This window comes from Sphingomonas floccifaciens (assembly GCF_042681125.1).
Classification (GTDB): domain Bacteria; phylum Pseudomonadota; class Alphaproteobacteria; order Sphingomonadales; family Sphingomonadaceae; genus Sphingomonas; species Sphingomonas floccifaciens.
In genome coordinates this window covers 1,270,966-1,296,913 of sequence record NZ_JBHUFC010000003.1, presented here as the reverse complement: position 1 = coordinate 1,296,913, position 25,948 = coordinate 1,270,966, and the positions used below count along the sequence as shown (strand labels likewise).

General features: G+C 61.9%; 27 protein-coding genes. 6 read left to right on the top strand and 21 right to left on the bottom strand.

Annotation, left to right across the window (positions count from 1 at the left end):
- Positions 1 to 113: 113 nt before the first annotated feature.
- The 4 genes from ACFSC3_RS13075 to ACFSC3_RS13060 form a co-directional block, all read right to left on the bottom strand.
- Entirely contained in the window at positions 114 to 299 is a 186-nt protein-coding gene (locus tag ACFSC3_RS13075) for a hypothetical protein (protein WP_205498103.1), read from the bottom strand.
- Between the two features lie 153 nt (positions 300 to 452).
- A complete protein-coding gene (locus ACFSC3_RS13070; protein ID WP_380940857.1) occupies positions 453 to 1,604 on the bottom strand; it encodes a DUF6361 family protein in 1,152 nt (383 codons plus the stop codon).
- 73 nt (positions 1,605 to 1,677) lie between these two features.
- A complete protein-coding gene (locus ACFSC3_RS13065) occupies positions 1,678 to 1,998 on the bottom strand; it encodes a helix-turn-helix domain-containing protein (protein ID WP_205498105.1) in 321 nt (106 codons plus the stop codon).
- A gap of 11 nt (positions 1,999 to 2,009) precedes the next feature.
- Positions 2,010 to 2,342 carry a type II toxin-antitoxin system RelE/ParE family toxin gene (locus ACFSC3_RS13060; protein WP_205499110.1) on the bottom strand — a complete coding sequence of 111 codons (333 nt, stop codon included), beginning with the start codon at positions 2,340 to 2,342 and terminating at the stop codon, positions 2,010 to 2,012.
- A gap of 5 nt (positions 2,343 to 2,347) precedes the next feature.
- Between ACFSC3_RS13060 and ACFSC3_RS13055 the strand changes: the two genes are divergently transcribed.
- Positions 2,348 to 2,647, top strand: coding sequence for a transposase (locus ACFSC3_RS13055; protein WP_380940856.1), 300 nt, complete (start codon positions 2,348 to 2,350; stop codon positions 2,645 to 2,647).
- Positions 2,641 to 2,949: an ATPase, T2SS/T4P/T4SS family gene (locus ACFSC3_RS13050; RefSeq protein ID WP_318285690.1), complete on the top strand. Its 309-nt coding sequence runs from the start codon at positions 2,641 to 2,643 to the stop codon at positions 2,947 to 2,949. The genes ACFSC3_RS13055 and ACFSC3_RS13050 overlap by 7 nt, the downstream gene beginning before the upstream one ends.
- Before the next feature lie 4 nt (positions 2,950 to 2,953).
- On the opposite strand, the gene ACFSC3_RS13045 is transcribed toward ACFSC3_RS13050, so the two are convergent.
- The 4 genes from ACFSC3_RS13045 to ACFSC3_RS13030 form a co-directional block, all read right to left on the bottom strand.
- On the bottom strand, positions 2,954 to 3,325 hold the full coding sequence (locus tag ACFSC3_RS13045) for a TrbC/VirB2 family protein (RefSeq protein ID WP_380940927.1): 372 nt from the start codon (positions 3,323 to 3,325) through the stop codon (positions 2,954 to 2,956).
- Positions 3,326 to 3,426: 101 nt separating this feature from the next.
- Positions 3,427 to 4,059 (bottom strand): hypothetical protein, encoded by a 633-nt coding sequence (locus ACFSC3_RS13040; protein ID WP_205498108.1) that lies wholly within the window; start codon positions 4,057 to 4,059, stop codon positions 3,427 to 3,429.
- A 3-nt stretch (positions 4,060 to 4,062) separates the two neighbouring features.
- Entirely contained in the window at positions 4,063 to 4,593 is a 531-nt protein-coding gene (locus tag ACFSC3_RS13035) for a hypothetical protein (protein ID WP_205498109.1), read from the bottom strand.
- Between the two features lie 129 nt (positions 4,594 to 4,722).
- Positions 4,723 to 8,184: a MobA/MobL family protein gene (locus ACFSC3_RS13030; RefSeq protein WP_205498110.1), complete on the bottom strand. Its 3,462-nt coding sequence runs from the start codon at positions 8,182 to 8,184 to the stop codon at positions 4,723 to 4,725.
- Positions 8,185 to 8,628: 444 nt separating this feature from the next.
- Between ACFSC3_RS13030 and ACFSC3_RS13025 the strand changes: the two genes are divergently transcribed.
- Positions 8,629 to 9,549 carry a hypothetical protein gene (locus ACFSC3_RS13025; protein ID WP_205498111.1) on the top strand — a complete coding sequence of 307 codons (921 nt, stop codon included), beginning with the start codon at positions 8,629 to 8,631 and terminating at the stop codon, positions 9,547 to 9,549.
- A gap of 82 nt (positions 9,550 to 9,631) precedes the next feature.
- Here the strand turns inward: ACFSC3_RS13025 and ACFSC3_RS13020 are convergent, their stop codons facing one another.
- The 4 genes from ACFSC3_RS13020 to ACFSC3_RS13005 all read right to left on the bottom strand — a co-directional run bounded on the left by ACFSC3_RS13020 (position 9,632) and on the right by ACFSC3_RS13005 (position 12,576).
- Entirely contained in the window at positions 9,632 to 10,639 is a 1,008-nt protein-coding gene (locus ACFSC3_RS13020; protein ID WP_205498112.1) for a hypothetical protein, read from the bottom strand.
- A 297-nt stretch (positions 10,640 to 10,936) separates the two neighbouring features.
- Entirely contained in the window at positions 10,937 to 11,467 is a 531-nt protein-coding gene (locus ACFSC3_RS13015) for a hypothetical protein (protein ID WP_205498113.1), read from the bottom strand.
- Entirely contained in the window at positions 11,464 to 11,901 is a 438-nt protein-coding gene (locus ACFSC3_RS13010; RefSeq protein WP_205498114.1) for a hypothetical protein, read from the bottom strand. Before ACFSC3_RS13010 ends, ACFSC3_RS13015 begins: the two co-directional genes overlap by 4 nt.
- Positions 11,902 to 11,919: 18 nt before the next feature.
- Positions 11,920 to 12,576 (bottom strand): hypothetical protein, encoded by a 657-nt coding sequence (locus tag ACFSC3_RS13005; RefSeq protein ID WP_380940855.1) that lies wholly within the window; start codon positions 12,574 to 12,576, stop codon positions 11,920 to 11,922.
- 511 nt (positions 12,577 to 13,087) lie between these two features.
- On the opposite strand from ACFSC3_RS13005, the gene ACFSC3_RS13000 reads away from it, so the two are divergent.
- The gene (locus tag ACFSC3_RS13000; protein ID WP_380940854.1) at positions 13,088 to 15,328 is read left to right on the top strand and encodes a S8 family peptidase; all 2,241 of its coding nucleotides are present in this window, start codon (positions 13,088 to 13,090) and stop codon (positions 15,326 to 15,328) included.
- A 664-nt stretch (positions 15,329 to 15,992) separates the two neighbouring features.
- Here ACFSC3_RS13000 and ACFSC3_RS12995 read toward each other — a convergent pair.
- Positions 15,993 to 16,832 (bottom strand): dCTP deaminase domain-containing protein, encoded by an 840-nt coding sequence (locus ACFSC3_RS12995; protein WP_380940853.1) that lies wholly within the window; start codon positions 16,830 to 16,832, stop codon positions 15,993 to 15,995.
- 83 nt (positions 16,833 to 16,915) lie between these two features.
- Here ACFSC3_RS12995 and acpS point away from each other — a divergent pair, with 83 nt between their 5' ends.
- Complete coding sequence (acpS, locus tag ACFSC3_RS12990) at positions 16,916 to 17,311, top strand: holo-ACP synthase (protein WP_380940852.1); 396 nt, start codon at positions 16,916 to 16,918, stop codon at positions 17,309 to 17,311.
- Here the strand turns inward: acpS and ACFSC3_RS12985 are convergent.
- From ACFSC3_RS12985 to ACFSC3_RS12960, 6 genes are read right to left on the bottom strand one after another with little or no spacing between them, the layout of a single operon-like run.
- On the bottom strand, positions 17,293 to 18,180 hold the full coding sequence (locus ACFSC3_RS12985; RefSeq protein ID WP_380940851.1) for a nucleoside triphosphate pyrophosphohydrolase family protein: 888 nt from the start codon (positions 18,178 to 18,180) through the stop codon (positions 17,293 to 17,295). The two genes, acpS and ACFSC3_RS12985, sit on opposite strands and share 19 nt — an antisense overlap.
- Positions 18,181 to 18,195: 15 nt before the next feature.
- The gene (locus tag ACFSC3_RS12980) at positions 18,196 to 19,368 is read right to left on the bottom strand and encodes a nucleotide kinase domain-containing protein (protein WP_380940850.1); all 1,173 of its coding nucleotides are present in this window, start codon (positions 19,366 to 19,368) and stop codon (positions 18,196 to 18,198) included.
- Between the two features lie 6 nt (positions 19,369 to 19,374).
- Complete coding sequence (locus ACFSC3_RS12975; RefSeq protein WP_380940849.1) at positions 19,375 to 20,217, bottom strand: thymidylate synthase family protein; 843 nt, start codon at positions 20,215 to 20,217, stop codon at positions 19,375 to 19,377.
- Positions 20,210 to 21,097 carry an ImmA/IrrE family metallo-endopeptidase gene (locus tag ACFSC3_RS12970; protein ID WP_380940848.1) on the bottom strand — a complete coding sequence of 296 codons (888 nt, stop codon included), beginning with the start codon at positions 21,095 to 21,097 and terminating at the stop codon, positions 20,210 to 20,212. Before ACFSC3_RS12970 ends, ACFSC3_RS12975 begins: the two co-directional genes overlap by 8 nt.
- Before the next feature lie 3 nt (positions 21,098 to 21,100).
- The gene (locus ACFSC3_RS12965; protein WP_125658626.1) at positions 21,101 to 21,460 is read right to left on the bottom strand and encodes a helix-turn-helix domain-containing protein; all 360 of its coding nucleotides are present in this window, start codon (positions 21,458 to 21,460) and stop codon (positions 21,101 to 21,103) included.
- Positions 21,457 to 21,735: a hypothetical protein gene (locus ACFSC3_RS12960; protein ID WP_380940847.1), complete on the bottom strand. Its 279-nt coding sequence runs from the start codon at positions 21,733 to 21,735 to the stop codon at positions 21,457 to 21,459. Before ACFSC3_RS12960 ends, ACFSC3_RS12965 begins: the two co-directional genes overlap by 4 nt.
- Before the next feature lie 361 nt (positions 21,736 to 22,096).
- Here ACFSC3_RS12960 and ACFSC3_RS12955 point away from each other — a divergent pair.
- Positions 22,097 to 22,854, top strand: a protein-coding gene (locus ACFSC3_RS12955; protein ID WP_096614366.1) for an IS5 family transposase whose coding sequence is annotated in 2 segments (ribosomal slippage) — positions 22,097 to 22,418 and positions 22,418 to 22,854 — 759 coding nt in all. Because the reading frame shifts where the segments join, the coding sequence is not laid out codon by codon here.
- 46 nt (positions 22,855 to 22,900) lie between these two features.
- Here the strand turns inward: ACFSC3_RS12955 and ACFSC3_RS12950 are convergent.
- Positions 22,901 to 24,505, bottom strand: a complete 1,605-nt coding sequence (locus ACFSC3_RS12950) for a DUF6119 family protein (protein WP_380940846.1) — start codon at positions 24,503 to 24,505, stop codon at positions 22,901 to 22,903.
- A 550-nt stretch (positions 24,506 to 25,055) separates the two neighbouring features.
- Positions 25,056 to 25,793 carry a ribonuclease H-like domain-containing protein gene (locus tag ACFSC3_RS12945; RefSeq protein WP_380940845.1) on the bottom strand — a complete coding sequence of 246 codons (738 nt, stop codon included), beginning with the start codon at positions 25,791 to 25,793 and terminating at the stop codon, positions 25,056 to 25,058.
- Positions 25,794 to 25,948: the final 155 nt, after the last annotated feature.

Here is a 25,948-nt window from a genome sequence, read left to right as displayed (position 1 = left end):
TCCTCGCCGCGATCGGCTTAACTGGGCAGTACCAGAGCTGGCTGCATCATTGCGCGGACCTCCGCTTTCCTGCCTGTTGCCGGGTTGATGGCGCCGCGAGTTGAACCATCGGTCTACTCGAGCGGCCTCAGGTCCAAAGCCAGTGCGCTCAGTTCGGCGATCTTAGTGTCGCTGCCTCTCGCCAGATGATTGACCAGATCCTCCTGGTTCGGCTGGCCGAGCGCGAGGCGATAAAGCAAACGCTGACGCTGGAGGTAGTCGAACCGTGCGATGTCACGGCTCCTCGACAATGCGAGCACGTGGCGATCGATGTCGGCATGCTTGAACGTCCACCAAGCGGGTTGTGCTCAGCTTGGGTGGCCGCAGGAGCTCAAGAAAGGCCTGGCCGGGGAAGTCCTTCGGCGCCCTTCTCATGCGCCGACGAGGTCCTGCAGCAGCATCTGCACCCGGTCTCAGCGGTAATGAAGCGGCGCACCCAGCGGATGGTGATCATTGTCCCAGTCCGCACGCTGATCGACGCCGAACTGGCTGCGTGAGAGCCGCGCTCGTCGCCCCTTTCGCGCCTCTTCGGCGTCACGGTACACGCGCTCCAACCGCATCGGATCGGTGTGTCCGGCGCGTATCCATGCGAGCGTGTCCTGAAGCGCAACAGAGACGACGGGAGCTAACTCGGTCCGGTCCGTCATATCGTCGAGAAAAGCTGGCCAGTCCAGGCGAGCAGCCTGGGCCTTCCAGCGCTGGACGATGCCGGTCAGTGCCGCGCGTTGCGTATCGGAGCGCTTGCTACGGTCCAGCTCCTCGCACAGCGTCTCCACTTGGGCGGCGTAAACGCCGCGGCCGATCGCGGCGAGAGCAGCGGCGTGGCCGGCCCGCTCAAGCGCTGGCCGTTCGGTTTCCGCAAGGTCCCGGACTTGTGGACCCCAAGCAGTACGGCTCGACGACACGTCGTGCCCGACCAACAGCGAGAAGATCGATCTCGCCCCGGGATTTCTGGGCGACGTCAGGCTTCGCAGTCGTTTGGCGAGGAACTTCCGCTCGCTACGAGTGAGATCGAAGCTCAGCGTTCCTTTGCCCTCGCTGTACCAATCGTCGGCCGGCTCCGGAACGACGAACGGCCAGGGTCCTCCTCCGAGCGACGTTCCTTCGTCGTCCTTCAGCAGCGCCCCCGGCTTGCCCGCGATCATCCGTTCGACCTGATAGCGGCTAAGCGGACCGCTGCCTTCCTGCTCGCGCACCAGGCCCCAGCGTTGCAGCGCACCCCAATAGACCTGGCTGGGACGCTGCTCGACCGGAGAGGGATAATTGCGGCTGCCGATCACGCCGCCCGGTTCGTTGATTAGGCGCCCGGTGAGCAGGTACTCGCGCCGCTTGACGCTTTCCTGTGCGCGCTGCCCCTTGGCTGGCTTGAGATGCTCATCGCGGTAGAGCCAGGGCACGAAGAGTACATAGCGCAAGCGGGTATGCAGGACCGACGTGCCGGGAAAGAACCGATCGGCGTAACGCTGGTGGACGATCAGGAACCCGATCTCGTCCCGAACCCCTTTCTGGTCCGAGTTCATGAATTTGCGCGCCTCGCGCATCGCGTCGGGCGACAGATAGGTCATTCCAAAAGACGCCAAACGCCACCCCCAAACTCTATAGCCGCCCACAAGGAGAGCCGCTGACAGACCGACGCGGTTAGGCTGTTTCCAGCACCCGCACTGCGCCGATCCCCTCATGTCGCGGCCGGACTCGAATCTTGACATCGTGGCCGAGTTTCCGGAGGCCATCGGCGATGTAAGCTTCGCTGATGCCGTCGAAACGGCCGCGGAGGATCTTGGAAAGCTTGGGCTGTGGCATGCCCATGCGAGCAGAGGCAGCGGTCTGCGTCAGCCCCAGTTCGCCAATCCTTCGCTGAAGAGCGGCGGCGAGCTTGGACTTCACCAAACGACCTTCCGGATCCGAAAGGCCGAGATCCGCAAAGACGTTGCCACTGGAGGTCACATGCTCGATTGCCATGTCGGGGTCCTTTATAAGGCTTGTTTGCGTTGCGCTCTCTTCTCGGCAGCCAATCTTTGAGCCGCTTTCAGTCGAGCTTCGATCGTTTCCTTCTGGTGCTTCGGAACGGCGATGCCGCTCGTCGATTTTTTCTGGAAGGCGTGGAGAACGTAGATATCGTCGTCGATCTTGACGTTGTAGACGCAGCGATAGGTGTCCCCGTCGTACCGTTCGATCAGTTCGATACTCGAGCCGTACGGCTTGGCGTTGACGTGTCTCATTCCAAGCTGGGCTAGGTAGAGGCCGTGTCCGAACTCGCTTCGGACATCCGGCGGGCGCTGCCTTGCAGTGGTCGGGTGGCGGATCGAGGATGTCCTTACAGCCGCACGTAAAGACGTCCGTACCGACTATGGCGCAGATGACGATAATGGCGGGGCCGGAGTGTCGGCGTCGGTGGAGCGATGAGCAGCGCGAGCGCATCCTGGTGGAGGCGTTTCGGTCCGGTGCGAGGGTTTGGGATGTGGCGCGGCGCCACGACGTTGCCCGCGGCCTGATCTACCATTGGCGTCGTGCGGCGCTCCGCCGGGCAGAGCCGGTGCTCGTGCCGGTGGTTGTGAACGAGCCGGCCGGGCAAGCGTCTGACCCTGGCGTACGGCCGATGACCTGTTGACCGCGTCGCTACGCATGCGCCCCGACCGTATCATCCTGGGCGAACTGCGGGGCTCTGAAGCCTTCAGCTTTCTCCGCGCGGTCAACACCGGCCACCCGGGATCGATGACGACGATCCATGCCGACAGCCCGTCAGGCACTGTTGAGCAACTCGCGCTTTTGGTCCTGCAATCTGGGGCGCGCCTGACTCATGGCGACGTCGTCCGCTACGTTCGCAACACCATCGATGTGTTCGTCCAGCTTGGTCGGACAGCCGGACGTCGTTTCGTGTCCGACGTCGTGCTGAAACAATCGGCCGGCTGAGAAATCAGCGGTTCCGCGGCACCGAGGCACCCGCATAGGGATCCGACAATGCCGGAACCGGTGGCGGTGGTTGCGTAGCGACAGGTGCCGCGACCGTGGCCGGCGGGGCGATTACCGCTGTCGCCGGCATCTCGTCTTGTGCCACCGATCGCAAGGCGGACGCGATGGTCGAGGCACCGAAAAGGATAAAACACCCAACGACGACGCTCGCCCCGCGGCGCAAGTCAATTCGCCCGGTCAGCATCAGAAATCCGATGGCCGCGACTGCCAGGATCGCGACAGCAGTTGCAAAGCTGCCAAGTAGAGCGCCCTCAAACCAACGCGCCGATGAGACAATCGCAGCGTCTTGTCCTGTGAGTTGCCCTCCGCTCAACATTCGTCGATCGTAAGCCATCTGGTCGCCGAAGTCACGGCGATCTAGCTTCGACAACTGCCTGCGGAGGGCTTTAACCCGCAGGCAGTTGTCGAATAAACGTCCTACACGGCGGGCAGCGTTGCCAGCGCCTGACGCACACGTTGCCAGTCTGCCGAGAAGGCTCGGTGCATCTCAGCAGGCGTGTCTGCGAACATTGAATGGACAGTACTGTAGCCGGACAAGTGATGGGTCAAAACAGGAGTCACCACGTGAAGGTGCGGCGCGCGATTCGATCGAATGTCCGAAGGCATGTGCTGCACGATCAGGCTGCTGAGCGCCTTCGGCTGCAGGCATAGCGCTACGTACATGTAGGCGGCGTGCATCATAGCATGACGGGGCAACGACGGCGGAAAGCGCAACGTCTGCATCACGGCCAATAGGTTCTGACCAGGCAATACCGCTGCGTCATAGCTTTCGAAGAACACCCGAGCGCCGCCAACATCAGCCACTCCATCGGCCAGAAGCAGCCGATGGTCAGCGGCGGTGACCGCCCACTCTGGTCCCGCAGCCTTGATTTCAGCTGCGGAGGGCTTCCGGGGCTGTAACTTTGCGCGGGCGAGGTCGGCAGTGCGATGACTGCCGCCCTTGCCATCACCCGACCAAAGCAGCGCGAAGCCAAAATCGGGGTCCGGGCCGATCCGTGCCGGGTCGTCGAATACCATGCTCATCGCGTTCGCTGGGCTGATCCAATCCATCGCTCAGCCCTCCAGAGCCTGATCGATCAGATCGCGCGCAGCGATCAGGCCACGACGGTGATCAATCTGATTGGTGAAAGGCGCTGAGCGCAGATCAAGCGCGTCGTCGCCGAGGCGAAACGAAGGCTGAGCATCAACGGGTGCGCGGTGATCGGGCACCACCCACACGGCGCCGTCAGCTGCCAGCCACGGCAAATGCGGCCCATGCCAATGGGTGCCGAGCATCGACCATTGGCAGATCGACACTGACATCTGCCGAATACCGTCGACGCCTTGGCCGAGCGACACGACCAGCGCGTCGCTACGCGCCGCGCAGACGCCGGCAGCGACCGATCCGCGCATCGTCCGTGGGTCTTCGATGGCCGGCACGAGCAGCAACGAAGCCTCCGGCACGTACAGATAATTCCAGAAGTCGAGAGGTAGCGCGGTCGTGGCATCTTTCTCTACCGTCCATCCGGCGGCTCTGACGAGCGCGAGGATCGCGCCGATGGCGTGCGCTTCTGCGACGCGGCGCGTGCGATTGTCGTTGGTCACTTGAGGGTCTTCTCGTTCGGCGCTGCCGCCGGCTGCGAGCGTGCGAGGCGCACAGGGAAATTTCACCTTACGGTACAGCCGCAGGCTCCTTTACGATCCTCCCCACGCCACCGATTGATCGATGGCGCCTTACCTTTGTGAGTGCCCGCGGCCCTGGTCGATTGATGCTGGCGTGGCGGCAGCCACGCCTGTCTGATCGATCACCGCCCACGCCTTCCCGGTCTGCGGTTCGGCCGGCATGGATTTCGCAGCATTGACCAGAAGCCAGTAACCGCAATCGGACACCGCCAAGACGCGAAGCCGATCGATAATCTCGTCATGCCGGCCTGCCGCCAGCAGCTTGCCGTTCTCGATCCTGAGCGAACTATGCCCGTCCACCAGATCGGTCATTGGGCCGACGAGCGCGGCTTCGAAGACTTCGCGCTCTGCCTTCGGAAGGCGCTGATAGAGTGTATGCTCTCTGAAGTCGCGGACAACTTGTCGGGCAAGCTCTAGCCGTTCGGCCTTGTGATCTGGAACGGACGGCGACGTGGTGGTCGGTGACGAAATCGTGGCGGCAGAGGACATCGGCGCACGCTGTCTTGCAAGACGGCGGGCTTGCTCCATCAGCGTCGGTCGAGAAGAAACTTCGTCGCTTTCTGGCGATAATTGCGGACGACTTCTCGGCGACGTCGTTGCCGTCGTACGCTTGGGAGCGATTTCAGCGGCGGCAGGAGCGCCGAGAGCTCTTCGCTCGGTAGCAACAGGGTTGTCCAGCGTTGCTGCCGCTGCGACAGGTTTGTGTTCCTTGTCCGCGGCGTCGGAAGGCGAGGAGAGCGGCGTCGGCACGGCTTCGCTCGTTAACGATGCCATCTGTGCTTGACGCTCACCGGGCATCTTCAGTGACGGCCGAGCAATCGTTTCAGCCCCGTCGCTTTGGGCTGTCTGCGGGCCAGCTGGCGATTGAGAACTGGCCTTGGTCGGCAATGACGAGGCATCTTCACGGCTCGGTTCAGCTTCGTCATCGCTCGCTTCCGGCAGCAGCGCATCCCGACCGGCCGGAAGGGGCATCGAGCCCCCTCCTCGATCCGGCTTGTCACCGCTTATGTCAGCATCGGCGGGTATCTGCGGTGGGATGTGCGCCGCCGACTGAATGGTAGTATTCATCGCGGCCTGCGATGCCGACGCGACGCAGCCATCCCGGGCATTTGCCTCGCTGAGATTTCGGGACGTCTTCGTCGAAACAACGGCCTTGATCACCACCGTGGTCACGGTAGCGGACAACTCAATCGGCCTCTCTTCCAAGACCGAGTCCGCAACAGCGGCAGGTTCAGCGGACAGCACGGCGGCGGGCTGCCCCGCCGCGGGTGGCGCATTTACCAAGGACCGCTGCGAAGCATCGAATCTGGCCTGTGCGCCAGGCAGCAGATCGCCGAACCTTGGGTGATGTCGGTATAGCCTATAGTGCCGGCGAACGGTCCGATGTGGCGCGCCGGAGTCCGAGCCGAGCAGCGACGCCTCACCGTGCGCCGCGATGTAGTCGATGACGCGCCCGATCTCCTTGTCCTGCAGCTTGCCGGCCTCTTGCAGCACGGCATCGAACCGCCGCTTGTAGGGCTGTTGCGCAACCAGCGTACGGTCAGCCGGACGTAGTCCAATAGCGGCATATTGTTTGCTGTCGCTATCCGATCGAACGATGAACACGAAGCGGTTTGCCGGGGTCGACCACTCGGCCGACCGCTGCCGCGTCAGATGCTCTAAAAGCGCATCGAAATGCGCTTCGCCATCAAGCGGCATTGGATAACGATCCGGCATCAGCACGGTGTCATCGGCCCACCGCCGAGTGGTCCGATCACGACTCTCGCAAACGCTCTGCCGCTCGATTGCCGCATCGATCTTCCGATCGAGCTGGGCGAGGTTTTGGCGGAGGTTCGCGACCTCGCGTCGCGCCGCGCGCACCGTATCGCCATGCGGCTCAATTGCTTCGTTCACGGCGTCTAGATGTGCACACGCGATATCGCTGCGGGCACGATAGGTCGCGACCGCCCGCGCCTCCGCTGCACTGGCCGAACCGTCCGCAATCGCAGCCAGGACGTCGGAGGTTTTCGCCGCTAAGCGTTCGGCTGCGGACCGGGCCATCTCGGTCGAAAGATCCCAATCTGCTACGGCGCGTAGGGTCTTGGCCAGACGGTCGCGAGCGTCCTCATAGGCCAGGCGCAGTCTGGCCAGTTCGTCCTCGTCGCCGGCCGGTGCGGCAGCATCAAGCTTGTGCAGAACGACGTCGTGCTGATCGAGCTCGGCGGCGATCTCCCGCTCTGCCTGCCGCTGTCGTGCAGACCAGGCTTTGACCGCATTCCGACGGTCGATCTCGACCGCAAAGCCGGCGTCGACCAACGCCGCTGCGGCGCTGCCCAGGTGCTCTCCGGGCGCCTGATCAATCCCCATTTCTACATAGGTCCGCGGATCGTAGCGACGACGGACACCGCAGGCGATCAGCCGGTCATTGACGATCTTTGCAAAGGCATGTCGAAGCGCCGCGACGTCGGCAGCGGATCGCTGCTTGAAACTCAAACGGAGGAGCTCTTCCCGGGTCGCCTCGCCCAATCGGGCGGCGAGATCGCCAGGCTGCAATTTGCCGCCGCGAAACTCCCACTGACCATCATACCCCTGTCGGCATGCGCCGGGATAGATCAGGATGTGCGGATGACGATTTCGTGGGTCGTTGCGGTGCGTCGACTCATGTGCAGCTATCGTGTACTTCAGTCCCAACTTATCGAGTAACGATCCGAAGGCATCGGCGATGGCACGATTGTCGTGGTCGCCGAGTTCATCCGGGAACTCGGCCTCGATTTGCCATTGCAGGACCCCGCCGCGCGGATGGACGAAGTGGATCAACCGCTCATCGCGCCGCGATCCATACCGGCTGATGTCCAGCGCCTCTGCCCAAGGAAGAGCGTGGTTGTCGAGTTCGATACGATGGACACGACGACACGTCGTTTTGTTCCCAGCGTTCGACGCATCGACGACTTCCCGTAGCGCTTCTCTAACAGACCGTGGCGTGGCCGCGTCTTCGGTCAGGCGGATCAGCTCCGACAGGTCGCCGCATGCCGGTCGGATCTTCAAGACTGGCGGCGATGGTGTCGAGGCGGCGGCACTCACCGCCGTCCAGAACCGCTCGCGCTCCGCCGCACCGCGCGAGATGTTGCTGACCACGAAGGCTGTTCGCGACTTACCTTCTACACCCTCGTCTCTATCGACGACGTAACGTTCGTTGACCGTCGCCCGGTCCTGTTCCGCTGTGATGTAACGCTCGAACGCCAGGGCACCATTCGGTGCCTTCCTGCCCGCCGGCCTGACGTTGCTCACGGAAGATAGCGAGAAGTGAAAGCTCGTCGCACCGGCCGTTGTCATCGGTCGCCAGCGTGGCGGCGCCGGAAAACTCAGGTCGATATTCCGGCGTGACAATCCCCCGCCCTGGCGATGCCGTTCCAGTCCCTTCTCAGCCTTGACCCGCCGCCCGGGCTTCGCTCCGCCGAGCTCCTCCAGCGCCTGCCGCGAGATCATCGCGCGGACGGCGGCACTGGCACGGAACAGGCGATCGGACAGGTTCACGGTGGCTCTCGAAGCTCAGGTCATGGCAATAGGATGACTCCGACACGCCGCGGCGGCCAGCCCACCTCAGAAATAAACCTTCTCGCCTTCCGGAGCGACAGCGGCGGACCCACGCGATGCCTGCCGGACCGCGGCCTCAACGACCGGCCGTTTTTCGGGGGATCGTTCGCCCACTGGGCCTGAGCAACATCCTGCTCCCCCCATCCATCGGTAGTCGTCGACGACTACCTTATTGCGCAAATACCTACCCCTTTCCTCCCTCACTCGCATGCGGGCGGCGCATGCGCGCGTACGTGGCACGCACGTGTGTATGCGCCACGCGCGCTTCCCGCGCGCATCGCGCGCGTTCCATATTCTGCAGGTCGGGTTACCCGGAAGCCCTTGCAAATCACAGGCAAAGCGGTCGGGCTTGGCACTCCGCCAAGTGAAGTTCGGAGGTTGGAGATGGACGGACTGAACACCAGCAAAGTGTCCGCCGAGGTAGCAAATGCCCTCAGCAGGTTGATGGCGGAACTCATCCTGACCGCGAAGGAAAATCCGCTCGCGATCGAGCGTATCGCCAAACTTGCGGATGCTCCCGCGCGCGACACTCGGTTGCTGTGCGGGATGCTTGAAATCCTGCCTGACGAGATCGACGCAGGGCAGTGGTTGGACTGGATTGAAGGTGGCGCGGCACCCGTCGCCGGTAAGCCCATGGTTGACCCGTCGCGCGGTCAGAAGAAGTCGGCCCGGGGGGCATGGCAGTCCGCCGTTCGACTGCGTGCCACCGCGGCACAGGACGTCGCGACCGCGCGCGAAAACCTCGCTATCGCCGAGGCGAGGCACGCGCTTTGCGAGCAGGCCGTGAAGGAAGCCGACGCTCATTTGCGAGCGGCGGTCTGTTACCGGCTTCTGATTGATGAGAGCAGGATCATGGCCGGCATGTTTGCCATGGGGCCGGCGTTCACGCTGCTGCGCGCGATCAGTGCGTATCAGCGGCGTGATCCGGTGTTCGAGGCGACGCTCGACGAGCACGGTCGCGCGTGGATCGAGGAGCAAATTGCCAAGCGCGAGGACACCGCGCGGACGATCATGGAACAGCTCGATTTCTTCGCCGGCGACGTGAAGGTTGAGATGAAGCTGCACCGGGCGATCCAGAAGGTCCTGGCGGAGGCGTATGCCGACGTCGAGGCCGAACGGGCCGAGGCGAGGGCGGTAGGCAAGCCGCTGAGCCCGCTTGGAAAGCGAACGTTCCGTAATCACGAACAGCGTCGCACCAGCGTACGCCGCACAGGTTTGCGAAACGACTATTCAGCCGTGCTCGGTGGCTTCCGAACCGGAGCGTCGAGTGAATCAAACGATGAGCCGTCCGACACTGACGAATGATCAAAATGAGCGGCTCAATGAAATAAGCCCGAGCATCCTGGAAGGGCGCTCGGGCTCCACGTGTTAAGATGTGACGCGTCCGTCAGGCAGCCTGCAATTCTGCCTCTCGTACGAAGCGTCGGGATACCTTCAATTTGAAGTCGGTATAGCCTTCACGCCGCGACCTTCCTGACGTGATCGCTGCACCGCCAACGACTGTGTCATCGCCCAGAAGCTGATGCGCCGGGTTGCCGACGACGCGCGCCAGAGCTTCGGCATTCAACGCTCTGTCGATACGCAGTTCGGAGCCGTGAATCAGTCCTGTCGGCGCGGTCTTACCAAGCCGAGCCGACAGAAAAATCCGCCCCTCCCACAGCACAACCGATACGGTGTTGCGGTCTCCCGGCAGGTCCTCGCTGATCAGATCGAGTTGCCGCCAACCGGTTCGCAATTGCGCGATGACTTGGCTGCAATCTCGGCCATGCGCGGCAATCGCCGCATCGGCAAGCGCATCGATCTCGAGCACGGCATGGTTGGCGTCGAGGCGCGCCTTCATACGGCGGCGGCGCCGCTGCGACCGAGCCATCATGGCAATGTCTCCGGCGAACGCACGCGGAGTCGTGCCGCCGATGACCATCGTCTCGTTTTGGAGCATCGGATTCAGCGTCTCGATCGCGGCATCGAATTGTACGCGACGCCAATTGAACGCCGCCCAGAACGGTAGCGGCTCCATCGCGAAGCTGATCAGTCGCATGCCCGCCTTGGCACGTTCGATCGAGCTTTCGACGCGGTTGCGAATGCGCGAAAGATGGTCGGCAAAGCGATCTCGCTGCGTCCTCATTTCAGCGATGCGGCTGCGCAGCGCGTCGACAATAAATGCGTCGTTTTGGCCTCTGCTGGATCCTTCATCGACCAGCAGGATCAAATCGACGCCATCAATCGCGAAGCTGACACGCACGCCGTCGTTGTCAACGCCGAGAATGTCTGCCGAAGCCGGCGTCACGGTAGCGACAGCGTCAGTCTCGGTGGCAATACGTGATGCAATTTCTCGCACCCGGCTCGTCAGACCCGTAGGCTCTTGGACATCATGTTCTGAGGTGTCGATGGTCACTATATCGATCCTTAAATTTCGTTCGAACGACATCGTTCGCTCACATAATCCTGATCAAACCTTGCCTAAATCTTAGGCCCGGACAGGACCGGGCTAAGCTGCCACAATGGGATCAAATACATCGGGCCGCATTGCGCTTCCGTCAGCGGAGTCGTTAGTCGGTTGACGACCCAGCTTTACCCGCGCCAGCGAAGTTCTAGACGGCAAGAGACAGCAAGAGTTTTGGTCGTTTTGGCAACGACGCCGATGCAGCTGTCTTTATGGTCACGATCGCGTCAAAATCGGTGACGAGAAGTATCAGTTCAACTCGACTACGGCCGCTTCGCAACTGAGCGTCACGCGATCAGTCTCGACCATCGGATCAGACAGCCGTGCGCTGGCCCATGCCCGCAATACGCTTCGCGCTCTCGCAGTAGTTGCCCGCGTCACGAACACGAAAGCGCTGGGCCGCTCGTCGCACGGCGGCACGCCAGCGCCGCGGTTGCGGCAGCGGAAGCCGATCATACCAGCACCGACGATGCGCCCATCGCGTGTCTGGACCACAGCAGCCTTGTCCTCGCAGTTATGCGGGCGACAGGTCGCGACGAAGTGGTCGCCACCGGGCAATCTCCGCTTATCCTCAATACCCCCGCTGATGCCCAGCGCGAACTGCCTCGCCAGCGTGTCGTCGAAGTAGATCGGCTGGCGGCGCTCGCCGAAGAAAGCCCGGATGGACTGTTTGGACGGCGGACGAGTCGACATAATTGTAGTACGGGCCATCGGCGGCGTGGTTGCCAACATGCCGCCTGCACAGCACGCGAACAAAACCTTGCGCCCGACCTTCATCATGAAGCCTCCATCGCGGCGTTTCGGGCGTCCCGCTCAATCCACCACCCCAGCGCGAAGCTGGTCGCCATCGCAGCGATGAGCAACGCCAACATTCGTTCATCCTGCGCCAGCGGCGACAGCGCGAACCCCGCCTCGAACAGCTTGAAGACCAGTCGCCCGGCGCACACGATCGCAACGATCCGGCTCCAGGCGAAGATGCCATCGAGCAGGGTCAATTTTATCCGGGACGCGGTCGGGCGGACGAGCGCCCAGACGAGCACGACGACCGGGACTGCAACCGTGGCAATTGTCCCCGCCGACTGGGATATGTTCGCGTCCGCCAGACGGCCGGCGATCAGTGGGATGGCGATCCAGATGGCCATGACAATCACCAATCGGGAAAGCATCACCCTGCCCGCAGCGTTGCCGATGAAATAGCCCGTCAACAGCGACATCGTGCCGGTCTCCGCCGATCAGAAAGCCGAGCGTCGGGCGGGTGGCATCTTCGCATCGACAGCCACCTTGACCGCCTGTCGCCGCTGTCGATCGGTGCCTTCACCGTATCGCAACCAGAGCGACTGCGTCGGAAAGGACACGGACAGGTTCGGCAACGATGGGGACGACATTATCGAGCAGTCGGCATCGCCGGCGGTACACCATCTCGGCTCATAGCCGCCCGGCTGAAGCGTGGCCTTGCCGTATCGCGCGGCGACCTGGGCGCGAAACGCTTCGCTCGGCTGACGATCCTGCGGCACACTAAGATAGACGACCGCTGCCAGCGAACCCGCCGGCCATTGCGCGAAGTCTATCGTCAGATACTCGCGGCCGGGGCCATGAGCCACAATCTTCGACACACCCCGGGACTTGCCTCGCAGGAGCCCGACGCCCTTCAGGCGGACGTTGACCTCTGATGCCACCTCCTGCTCGAAATCCTGTGTCTCGTCGGCGCGTTCGACCACATACCCAGCACGAGCCAATGCCGACCGCGCCTCTGCAGCGGACATACCCAACTTCACCCCGGCGACGTCCATCGTCGCTGGGCCCGTCCGTGGCAGATCTGGTCGCTCCATCGCGGCCGACGCCTGCACCGGACTTGTCGCCGCCGCGGTCAGCGCCATCAAAACGTGCATCACCATCGGATCCTGCCCCCTCTCGCGGGCGCCGCACCGGCGGCGTCGCCATCGTGATCGAGGCGACGCCGGCCCTGGTGGAACCGGGTGTTCGAAACCCGCAGCGCAGGCGCGGACGCCTTTGGGCCGGGTGGCCTTGGACATACGCGTCCGCCACCCGGTCGCCAGAGAGCAACCGGCCGGTCTTTCGACCGGGAATTCGCTGCGAGGTTTCGACGCCTCGGCCCGCCTGAATGGCGGGCGGCTGCACGGTAGAACTCGTGCCGAAAGATGCCAAGAAGTATTCCAGCGACACCTGCGGCCGGGGGGAAGCCAAAGTTTTAACCTCCGGCGGATAGGGTCAGCGGCGCACATCTGCCGATGGGCCGGGGCGTCGAAACCCTGCAGTCGAAGCGAAGCGCGGCTCAGTCGCGTGTCGTAATGCGTGCGGAGCGTCGCGCTCCACGCACGCGCTCGTCTGCGGTCCGTCGACAAGGGTTCGACCCACCCCGAAACGGGAAGGGGCACGAGCATGACGAAGACTATCATCACGCTGAGGACGACCACCGCTTTCCTTGGGGCCACCATGCTTGCCGCGTGCGGTGGCGGTGGCGGCGTCGCGTCGAACGGTTCGACGGCTCCCCCGGTTGCAGCGCCCGCCCCCACTCCGAGTCCCTCTCCCGCACCGGCCCCGGTACCATCGACCGGCTACACGCCGACCGCCGAGTACCTGTCGTCGAAGCCGCTCGTCGGTATGAAGGCGCAAACGGCCTACGGTAAAGGGCTGACCGGCAAGGGCGTAACCATCGCCGTGATCGACAGCGGCATCGATCTGCCCAACCCCGAATTCGCGGGCCGCATCTCTGCCGACAGCAAGTCGTTCGACGCTACCTATGCCCGCTGTGGCACGTGTGCGCCCGAGACGATCTCCTTCGGGCTGCAGGACGTCCAGGGCCATGGCACGGGAACGGCATCGGTGGCCGCGGCCGCCGCAAACAGCTCCGGTATTCAGGGCGTCGCGCCAGGCGCGACCATCCTCGCGCTCAAGGTCGCGGCTCCGAACCTCGACGCGGTCACAGCGACATCGACACTCACCGAGGGCGGTTTGAACGGGAGCGCCATCCCAGCCGCCCTGAACCATGCGGTCGACAAGGGGGCGTTCGTCATCACCATGTCGATCAACGGCAGCTTCGCCCCCGGAGCGGCAACTGAAGCTCGCGCCGCGATGGATCGCGTACGCTCCAGCAACATGCTGGTCATCGAGTCCGTCCGCAACTTCGCGGGCGACAGCCATAGAAGCCAGATCAGCGAGAGCCTCGTCGGCACGGACCTCGCCAACAAGGACTGGTTTCTCTTCGGCATCCGCGTCAATTCAAGCTTTCAGGCGCATCCCGACAACGGCAGCCCCGGCGCTCTCGCAGACCGCACCCTCGCCGTCGTCGCGGACGGCATCGAGGTGACCAGGATTGGCGGCGGTACAGAATTAGTGACCGGCAACAGCCTCGCCGCGCCGGCCATCGCGGGCGCCGCCGCAATCCTGAAGGAATACTGGCCGCAGCTGGGCGGCAAGGAAATCAGCCGCATCCTGCTCGATACCGCCAAGGATCTGGGTGCCCCCGGCGTGGATCAGATATACGGCGTCGGCCTGCTCGATCTGGAAAACGCCCTGAAGCCGAAGACCGCCTTGGTCCCAGATGCCACGTATGCCGCCGCCTCGACCGCTGCCCGCTCCCTGGTGTTCTCCGGTGCTTTCGGGTCGAGCGATGGCGCGGCCCGCTGGGCCGGGTTCGCGGGGCAGACCGTGGCGATCGACCAGTACGGACGCGACTTTGCCGTCGATATCGGCGCCGCGGGCCATGCTACTCCGGCACAATCCTTCTCGCTCTACGGCACATTGGCCGCTCCAACACCGGCATGGACGCCCATCCCGCTCAATCAAGCGGGCGCAATGAACTGGACCAATCGCAACGTCGGTCCACACGCCGCGACCGTTACCGGGCCGCGAGCTTTCGGCTTCAGGGCATCGGAGCATGTGGTCGTCAGCGGTCAGGTCGGCGGCGCCATTGAGACGAGCGGATTGGTTTCGGGATCGCTGCTGCGACCGCTCGGCATCGCTACGTACGGATCGACCTTTACGGTCCAATCAAGTCGTTGGACGCTGGCTACCTCCCACGCAACACAACAACGCCGCGGTGCAAGTTCTCGTACACAACGCACGGTGCTCACGACTCCCATCGGCGTGGCGCTGGGCGTCACGACCACCCGCGAGATCGGGTCGGCGCTTGGGCTGACCGGACTAGGTGACTACGCTATCCGTGGAGCGGACAGCACTTTCGCGTCGGTGGGCTGGAACGGCAAGCTCGCCGGGTTCCGGCTAACTGCAGAAGCGATTGCCGGGCGCACGATCGTGGACGCCCGCATTGCTCGGCTCTCATTCGAGCCGATCATTTCCACCGGCTTCCGGTTTCAAGCCGATCACCGGCTGCTGGGTGGATTTACCTCGTTAGGCCTCACGGCGCCTTTGCGTGTCGATCGTGCTCCCGTGTCATTCGCCGCCCCAAGTGGCTTCGACCTGTCGGCACGCGCAATCACCGACGTCATTCGCCGGTTCGACCTCGCCCCGAACGCGCGCGAGCTCGACCTGGAGTTGGGCTGGACCAAGGTCATGCACCAAACACGGGTAGCGGTAGGCGCTGCCTACGGCGCGAACGCCGGCAACCAGCGTGGAGCTACAAACGCGGCGGCGTGGATGCGGCTATCCACCGCATTCTAATGCTTCTGCATATCAGCCGTGGCTTCAACGGCCTTCCGCCTTAGCATTGAGGAACGCATTTTCTTCTGCAACAAGGGTATCGATCACGTCAAAGCGACAAGCAACTATTCAGCCGTGCACATCGACCTTCGCTACGCGAAGGTCGACAGTATCTTTCGTCCTCGGCTTAGACGTTGAAGATGCGCCGGCGCTGGCGGAGCGTACCGACGTCTGAGCAGACCCATTTGCCGACACTCGCTGGCGCTTTTCGACTTCCGAACTCCGGTCATTGGTTCATGCTGCGGGAGCGCTGGTCGAATGGCTCGATATGGGACAAAGCCGTCATTCCCAAGTTCTGGCCTGAATGTCAGGTCTTGCCGCGAGCAGACATTCGGCGTTTGCTAGACCTCCCTCGCGCGGCGGCCGCGACTGGGCCGATAGCGCACTGGCAGCCTATAAGTTTTGGATCGCTAAAGTCGACACACTTCCATCTAGCTAATGAACGGAGCAGACACGCGCGCGTGTCATTTGTCGAATGGAATGTTTTCCATCGATATGGCGACCGGAGTTGTTTCTCGTCTAGCCGGTCAGCGCGCTTAAACCAACGCTCGCGTCCGATCAACGAAAGAAAACGCGGAAGATAGGTTTGCGAGGTCCTCTGGTGCGGTGGGCCGCAGCAATTGCATTATTTAACCCCACCGCCGGCTTCATTTGAGTTTGAAACCGAGTCCGCCGCATTTGAAGGGATTGCGCCACTCGAATTGACGCGCGGGTCGACGCTTGCATTATCCGCTTGATCCGGCCCGGTTGACGAGGCGGCCAGAAGTTGCTGCAAGCCACCTTCGCGCACCCAATTTGTCACCATGGCACCGACGAATAGCATCAGAATTAGCGCGATGACCCTATAATAGGTTTGTTCGCGTTCGACTGCGTGGATGCGGCTGGTGAGGTCTTTATCAACATCCTTAATTTTCTTGTTGATCCCGGCAATTGATTGCAGTTCGCCGGAAATGCTAGGTATTAATTCTGCCGGGAATGAGAGTTGTGCCGCATTCTTTCGGCCCAATTTTGTCGGGCGATCAAGGCTCGAAAGCCAAAGTAGGAACATCGGCTGCCCCTGCCGAAGGTGGACCGGCACCGGCCCCGCATTGTAGACAGAGAAGATCAGACGCCCCTTGAAGCCAGGATCCACATGAAACCCCGAAACATTGATGAGGCCGCGCCACTTGATTTTCGCTTTGATCGATATGAAGCCCAGCGCATCATCGGGCACTTCTACGATTTCTTCGGTCAGTAGAAATGCAAACTGGCCCGGCGGAATCGTGAACGCATCACCATCAGCCAGCTTGCGGATCGTAACGCTTTCTGGATCTTCAGATTGATCGCTTGGAGAAACATAAACCTCGCGACCCATGCTCAAGGTATATGCTGAACAATCTATTCGGTCTTTGTCGAATGGCGCGATGAGCGCTGGCAAACGTGTAGATAGCGTTTCTCCGCTCCAGAACCCCGTCGCCACCATCATGCTCCTCCCGTTCGTCAAAATTCGCGACACCAGTCTGACAAGCCGTCTGAGAGATTTGTCAGAAATATGAACGAGCTGACAATATGATCATCGCGCACGGCATCGATTTGGTCGACATCGCCCACACCGCCCGTTTGCTCGCTGATCCGACCGATCAGCTTCTGACCAGATGCTTCACGCTACACGAACAGGAATCTGCCGGGACCGGCGCGGATCGCGTCGCGCGTCTGTCCGGGCGACTTGCCGTCAAGGAGGCCGTCATGAAAGCGCTCGGCACGGGCTTCTCGGGCGGGGTCGGTTTCCTCGGCATCGAGGTCATAACGCTGCCTTCCGGCGCTCCGACAATCGCCTTGCATGGCGAGGCACAGGCACGCGCCGAGGCGCTTGGCATCGTGTCTTGGCTGGTCAGCACCAGCCATGAAGGTGACATGGCCTTGGCGAGCGTGATCGCTCTGGGAACTCAGAGCGCGCCGAGGTAGCTGATCGTGCGGGCGTCGAGATCGACCGAAATCTCACCGCCGTTGTTGGTGAGGACCTGCCGCCAGACCGCAAAGCCTTCCAAGATCGCGCGCTCCCAATCGGCTGCGCTGGCGCCGCCGACCTCCAGATGCGACGTCATGCTCTGGATCGTGCGCAGCAGCCCGTAGTCGATCTCGCTGACGCCATCGAGGAAGCTATGCACGCGCGCATAGTCGAAGGCCAAGGCGGACACGCCTTCTTCGATGATCCGAGCCCGGCCGCCGTCCTCCACCTCGTCGAGCAGCGGGCGGCTCTTGCGCTTACGCTTGAGGAACGCCCGCAGGTTCGGCGACCAGCCCAGAACCGCCGCATAGGCCAGGTGGAAAACATCATGAAATCGGTAGCCGTCGGGATCATAGGCATTGTCGCCCAGCAGCGACCCGATACCCTCGCCATTGATCGTCATCCGCACTTTCGGCCTCGGCCCCGTCTCGTGCTCTTCGGCCAGGCGCACGATCATCTGGCGCGGCAAGCGCTCGAGGTCGGGAAATTCGGAATCGCGCTGGGGCGCCTGCGCACTGGAGGGCGCAAAACGCGCGCGAACCTTGTCTAGATTCTTCTCGGCGATCTGATCGAGGTCGAGGCCGAACTTGCTCGCGACATTGGCGATGTACCATAAGAGATCGCCAAGCTCTTCGCCGACCCGGTCCTTGAAGAGACGGTGCGCCGCGCCGTCCCGCAAATGCTTCTTGTATTCGCTCAGCAGCTGTCCAGTCTCGCCGGCCAGGCCCAGCATCGGCACGATTAACGCCGTCGCGGCTTCGTCTTCACTGGTTCTCGGCACCTTGTCGGTAAGCAGCGCCTGCGCTTGATAGGCTTTTAGATCCACCGCAATGCTCCCGACCTAGACGCTTTCATCTTGCGTATTTGCAGCGCCCGGCCGAGTTGCCTCAAACGCTTCGTTCGGCACCGCACCGGCGGCAATACGATCATTGATACCCCATTTAGGTGGATACCAGAATTCGATGGGCTGGGCCTGTGCGGCGAACTTCTGTTTGATTCGCGTGCGGCCAGTGAGACCTGCCGCTTCAGGATGCGCCACGCGGGCATATTTATCGACTTCGCAAAACAGGTTCTGGCAATCGATGAGCTGTAGTGGCCGCCCCCAGAGCGAGGGAAATTCCAGGCCCAGCCGCGCACATTCCTGCTCCTGCCGGTCGGCCATCAAGCGGATCAGTTCAGCATCGCTCAGGCCGCCCGTGTCGGCGAAACATTTGCGCAGGCCGTCGCGGGCGCCCGGTCCCGGGATCACGAAATCCATTTCGGAAAAGTTCGTCACCTCGCTGTAATTGACGTCGGTGACAAATTGATAGGCGAGAAAATCGCCGATCGTCGGATAGGCGCGCAGCAACTCGAAGCCGCGTTGCATCGTGTGCGCCGATGCAAGCTTCTGCGGGAGGGACTGCGCCATCATCATCTCAAGAAGCTTGAGGTGATTCTGGTGCTTGGCCTTGTGGCCGAACGCCGAGCTGCCCGGCGGCATGATGTAAGCGGCCGAGTAGATACGGTGCCCTTCGGCCATTGCCCGCGTCAGGACGGCGTCGTAATGCTCGAAGCGATAATCGGCGAAAGTGACCGATCCGAGCGCGCCTTCGAGCTTCTCCCAAGTCTCGATCTTGTTGAACAATTTGAACAGCAGGATGCGGAACACCACTTCGTCGATCGAAGTGGGAAGGTCCTCCCGGTAGATCACATGGCGGATCAGATACTGGCTCACGCGATCGGACGCCCGGTAGGCGTTGGTGAATTTGAAGACGCCCATCACCGGATTATCGGTCCACGGCCATGGGCTGCCGAGGGCGCGGCGATAGAATATCCGCTGCCGCTCAGCCGCGAAGCGCCAGTAGCTGTCGTAGACGGCTGTCGTCTTGGCTGGCGCCAGATGGCTCGAAATGATCATCGGCGCCGCCGGCGCCGCCGCGGCGGAATAGTCGAACTCAAAAGTCCGCGACGTCGCTGCGGGAATCTTGGCAGGGCGGCCGCGCTTGCGACCGCACGGGGTACCAGTCTTGGTCACAGCGCGTCAGGCCGGCTGCGCGGCGAGCTGGAGGGACGCAGACGGCCGCGGAGCCGGCGCCACGCAGGCGCGGGCTGCCTCGATCAGCGGCTTCATCGCGCTGTCCGTTTTGGTGATTCGCTCCAGCTTGGCCACCCCGATCGTCACGTTGAGACGCGCGAGCGGAATGCCCATTTCATGCGCCATGAAAGCGGCGAGCTGGGCGAGCCCGAGATAGTTGCCATAAGCTTTATCGAACAGCTGCTGGGTGGCGTAGAAGGCATTGGTGACCAGACCAGCCTTCGTGGGCACAAAGCTCACATGCTGAAGGCAGGGAAAACCAAGCTGGGCGGTCGCGCTATGGTCGCGGTCGGGGTCGAAAGTCGTTGCCTGCCACATCGACCGGCGCACGCCAGGGCGGCTATCATACTGACTCAAAATCCACTCCAACTGGTTTCCGTCGCAAGGGCCGCGGCCGTACATCATCAGCCGCTCGAAATAGAGGCCCTTGCCATTAGCTTTGGGATTCTGGGCGCGATAGAAGGGGAACGCCATTTTGTAGAATTCGAACAGCTTGGCGCGGTCGCCCTGTGCCATGGTCCAGAGCCGCTGCGGGAAGATCGTGTAGGCGACGTCTTCGACGTCCCGCTTCTTTTTCTTGCTCAAAAGGGCATCCAGTGCGGCGCGAACCTGGGTATTTTCCGGGATTTCATACCCGTCGCCGAACCCATCCATGGTAAGAACAAGCGGGGCAATCTCATTTCCCTGATGCTCAAGAACGTGGAGCAAGGTTCGGGCATAGGCCTCGGACACGCTCTTCGCCGCGATCATCAACGGCTCCGGATTCTCCGGTCGGGATGCCTTACTCATCTGCATCATCCTCCAAATGGCGGAATTCGGCACGCCCGACATAGGCCGTACGCGCAATACGCCCGAAGGCGGCCCAATCGGTTCCCGGGCGATCGATACGGACCAGGCCCGGGCGCTTCGCCTCGAACAGGCGTCCGCTCTCCAGATCAGCGACCGGCACCACGGCGTCGCCGTGCGCGACCGTGCCGGTCGGAAGCAGCAGGAGGTGCCCGACCTCAGCGTCGATCGCATGGCCGCCCCATGCCTCGTCGGCGACGATGAGCGGGTTCGGGGTGAGCGAACCGAGGATGTGGGCGCGTAGCGTGCGGGGCGTGAACTTGTGCAGCGCGTCCGCCCGAGCGCGGCTGATCATCGCCTCGCCCCACAGCAGGTGCGTGACGAGCGTCGAGTACCCCACGCCGAACAGGCAGGCGATGCGATAGATATCGATCGGGGTCGCGGTTTCCGGTTTCAGGCCGCGAACGGCGAAGGCATTGCGCAGCCCCAAGGTCGGCACGAGGGCATAGGCGGCGAAGGTGTCGGCGCTGTATTCCTCGGGCACATCCCACGGGCGGACCAGCTGGTTCTCGCGCAGCTCGTCGATTGACGATCCATGCCCGAGCAGATGGTGGCCCAGTTCGTGCGCGCAATTATAGGCGCGGCGCGGCAACGGGCGCTTGCTGGAGAGATGGATGCGCGGCGGCGAGCCGCGCTGGTACATCCCTTCCATGTTGATGTCGTTGAAGGTCACGCGAACCCCGTGCGCTTCTGCAATCGAATAGATGCAGACCGGGCTGACCAGATCCTTGCCGGCTTTCAGCCGCGCCGTAATCGCTGCCTTCATGGCCTTGTTTGCCAAGGCGCGGCGGTTGTGCATCATCGTCTTGGCAAGCGCTTTCATGGGTTAGGCTCCTTTCTCGTCATCGTCGGACTTCATGGCGGCGATGAGCTTCAGGAGGAGGTCGAGGTCATCGGGCTTGAGTTTGCTAAGCTCGCGAGCAGCGAGCTGCAGCTTGGGATCGTCGGTCGCGGCACGTTCGGGCGCGTCGCCCAGCAGCCACGACAATTTGGTGTCGTAGAGGTCGGCGAGCTTCGCGAGTTCGTCGGCGGTGATCCGGCGATTGCCGGCTTCCATTTCAGAAATTGTAGGGCGGTGCATGTTCATCAGCTTGGCGACCTGACCTTGCGAGAGGCCGGCAGCCTCACGCGCGGCACGAAGGCGCGTCGGAAGTGTCGCAGTCTTATCCGAGGGTGCGTCGGTCATCCCGCCACGGCCTCTTCGGCTTCCTTGGCGTCCTGCGCTTCAAAGATCATGAGAACGAGCGCGACGGTCTGGTCGATCGCGAGCGGCACTTTCGTGTCGTCATCGACAAAGATGTTCGCTTCGCACGGGATGGACTTGCCCAGCGCGATGCTGAGCATGCCGGCAGCGACCGGCCAAACCTTGCTGGTGAACTTCGGCAAGGCTTCGGCGGGCTTCGTCCCCCCGTCGATCGTGGGGCAGTCTTCGCCGCTCAGCGTCTGCACGGTCTGCAGCACTTCGATTAGCTTGGCCTTGATAATGTTAGCGTCCATCGCGACTCTCCGTCTCTTACGGTTGGTAAGATATGCTTACCACTCGTAATGTCAACGGTGCGGCGTTTCAGTTTGGGCATGGCAGCATCACGCGGTCGCGGTCACGTACGCCGCCATCGCCATTCCAATCTCAATATTCGCTACGATAATCGGAGGTGAAACGGCAGCTCTTTGCACAAGCTGTCGTTAATCGCTCAACCGGCGAACGTCGCGATCTGGTCCGTATCCGACTGGCAGCTCCGCGGCCGAGCCGCCGCTGCGCTAGGGTCAGGACCCATTGATGTGGGAGGCGCGATCTGATTCAGGCTCCGTGAGGAGAGAGTGGATGAGCGACCTGTACTGGCTGACGGATGAGCAGATGGCGCGTCTGCAACCGTTCTTTCCCAAGAGCCATGGCAAGCCTCGGGTCGATGATCGGCGGGTGCTCAGCGGCATCATTTTCGTCAATCGCAACGGGCTACGCTGGTGTGATGCACCGAAGGACTATGGGCCGCACAAGACGCTCTACAATCGCTGGAAGCGGTGGAGCGAGAGGGGTATTTTCCTGCGAATGATGGAAGGTCTCGCGGCAGCGGAGGCCGTGCCGAAGACCGTCATGATCGACGCGACCTACCTGAAGGCACACCGCACGGCATCGAGTCTGCGGGTAAAAAAGGGGATCTCGGCCGTCTGATCGGCCGCACGAAAGGCGGCATGAACACCAAACTGCACGCCGTCAGCGATGCGGACGGGCGGCCCTTGAGCTTCTTCATGACCGCCGGGCAGGTCAGCGACTACACCGGCGCGGCAGCCTTGCTCGACGATCTGCCGAAAGCACAGTGGCTGCTTGGCGACCGTGGTTATGATGCCGATTGGTTCAGAGACGCCCTGGAAGCCAAAGGCATCCAGCCCTGCATCCCGGGCCGCAGATCGCGCAACGAGCCGGTCAGATACGACAAGCGCCGCTACCGGCGCCGCAGCCGCATCGAGATCATGTTCGGCCGTCTGAAGGATTGGCGCCGCGTCGCAACTCGCTACGACCGCTGCCCAACCGTCTTCTTCTCTGCCGTCGCCCTCGCGGCCACCGTCATCTTCTGGCTATGACCAATGAGTCCTGACCCTAGGAGATAAAACGCCTCGATCGCGCGCATCAAGCTGGCGCGTCTGGCGCAACTGCCTTCGCCTTCTTCTTGCCGGCACCCACACCTGGCTTCTTGATCCACGCGAAAGCCACGCCGTAGCCGAGTTCGTTGGCAATCCGCCTCGCGGCATGACGAAACGAGATCAGGCTGAAGAATGGCAGCTTCAGCTCCTTGCCCGGTGCGGCGTTGACCAGCACGCCGAAAACTACCGTGAATTTAGAAGTATCGAACGGCTGGTCGGCCGCCGGGATAATGTCTTGGAAGACAGCCCCGCCTGGCTGAGCCGCTATCTTTGCTCGAACCGCGTCGCGAAATTTGCCGTCGCGCTTCAGCACGACACTTGACACCAAACCTTGGTTGAACAAGTGACTGAGCTTCGAAGACTCAGATTTGTCCTTGATATGAATAAGCGCGCCACCCTTAGAAAGGAAGTCGCACACCTCAATCGGCGAGGAAGCATCACTCGGCTTCACGAGTTGGACGTCCAGCGATAGCAAGTCACCGCCTGCTGCTCCCAGCGCGGCGTTATAAGTTTTCTCGTTATCCCCGGCGGCAGCCGCCGGCAAGTCGACCTTAGCGACATCATCGAAGTACGCCTCGACCTCCTCCGCGAGGGTGTTGTCGATCTTGTACCAGCGCCCTCCGGACAAGGTGTAAGTTGAGCCTTCCAGCTTCGTCTCGTAAACCAAGCAATCCCGCATCTTCCAAGATGAACCGGCGGAAGTCCCGTCCTCGTCAACTTCCTGCACAAAATGGCTGTCGAGCATATCCGCCGTGTAGGCGGCCTTGCCCTTGTCCTTCAGGCCCTGAAGGTAATGCGCCACCTCTAGATCAGGATAGACCAGACGCGAGCCGTAGCCACGAAAGGAGACCGATCCACCCTTGTCTGGATCGTACATGGCAGGAAAGGCCAGGCTGACCTCATCAACTTCGGATGCGTTTTTTATGAGCGCTCCCGTCATCGTATCGACAAGGCTTGCTTCGAGCTTGGCGAGCGTTCCTCGATCACGAACATGCCTGATGTGGTCGATCCAGCCGAACTCGGCTTTATACGCGTCCTCATTGTATAGCTCGAATGCCCGCGCGCAGATCGCTGGCAAGTCGCCCACCGTCGCCTTGCGGCGAATCGACAAGCTGTCGCTCCCGCTGATACGTGTCGCAAATGCCTTGTCCTTCGGTTCGCCGAGCAAGCCTCTAACGATGTCCCGTTCGGGGTCGATTTCGAAAACCGTTCGCTCGGCGCCACGACTCGCCTGCGATCGACGATTGAGCGTGTTTGCGTCCGGTGTGCGGACATCTGCACTCTTGAGCTTGCGATGGTCGACAGCATTAAGAACCACGCGGAGGCCGAAGTCCTGCTCGATGGCTGCGGCGTCAAGCTTCGCATGGCCAAGCCCAAAAGCAACAGCGAACCAGCGTTCCGCCGCCCTGACGAAGACCAGCCCATAGCTTGAATGCTGGAACAGGTCAGCCTTCTGCCCTTCAGTGAGCCCCAAGAATTCCGCCCAATTAGGCGTACCACCGCCAACTGGCCCAGTCGCGATCTTTGCTCCGGCCAGCGAAGGTAAGTCGTATAGGATAACGCCCGCACGCACAGCGTCCGCCGGCTCCACGCCCTGCCGTATCAGTCGCAGCGCCAGGTTTTGAATTCTTTCAGCCACACTGGAATTTGACGCTTTCGACCCGGCCGAGTCAACTCATCAAAGAACCATGAGTTTAAACCAATGCGGATCTTTCTCTTCGGCGAAACTTCGCAGTCGCTAGACTTCGCGCAATAGATTAAATGACATTGCTGCCATAAAGTCCTCGGCAGACAGCTGTTCATGGCTTCCGCTTGCAACGAGGCGGCAGTGGTCTGGCAGCCCTTTTCGATGTGGCCGTCTACCGGGTGGGAATGGGCGCTTTTGACCAGTAGCTGACGTTAGCCAGCAGGTCGGGCAAACGGCAGCTTTCGTGATCGCCGCCGATCAATTTAAAAGACGAAAGTCAAGACGCGTAGCTACCGTCTGACGGTTGGCGAACGAACGACTGGGAACGCAAACCTGACGGCCCAAACCGGCCGTTCCGCTATCCACCCATTATTGACGTCCGCGCCGTGTAAGGCGGCTCAAGTTCTGGCGATAAAATCAACACAGATCTCGGCAGACCTATTCTGCGCTTCAACTAAAGATCAATCAGGTAAGCGCCATGTGAGCTTAACGACGCTCCACCACCCGATACGCTCGGCGCCGGAACATAGGGAAGCAAGTGGGAAAGCCTCGGCTGGTTGGTAAAAATCCAGGCCGCCAGTTCGCGCCAGTGTTCGATCCCCGGGTGGGACGACTGCGTCGATCGCCACATTTGGGCAGCGAGCCAGGTCGAAATCACATCGGACTCGCAGTAGCGTTCGATCCGCCCATAATGGCCCTGTGCGGCGAGTTCGGCGACGCTGGTGCCAGCTAGATCCAGTTTCGCAGGAATGCCGAACCCGGCGCATACGTCGATCAGCCGAGGTCGAACGGCGGCACCCTGACAAGTGATTTCGTCCAGTAGATCGGTGTGGAAGCCGGCGTTTGATCGGCTCCCAGCGCGTAGCAGCATTGGGGTGTGCTCCCCAGTCATGGCAGCGCGAGCGAGAAGTACGGGGATGTCGAATCCACGCCCGTTGTATGTCAGAAGCGAGCGGCATCCCTCAAGGCGCCGCTCGACCTCTGCGACGATGGCGCGCTCGGACATCATGGAGCGAGAAAATGTCTCGATCCCAAATTTGTGCCGCTGGTCGCGGTCACGCTGAACGGTGAGCAGCGATACGCAAAGAAGCTGGTGCAGTGGCCACGCCGGGAAGCCGGCGGCGGGGTCAACGCCCGCATTCTCGCATGCGTTCAAGTCTGCGACTGTCTCGATATCGAGGACAATATTCATTTTTTTCGTCTCCTGTGTAACGACAGAAGACTTTCGCTCAAATCCTTCGGCGCTAGCCTCGCTTTCGTTTCACCAAACGTGCATCTTATCCGGAGCAGAGCGGTGCAGCGTTAGGCCGTTGTCTCGCGATAGATTTTCCGCTTTTGCGGCGGTCT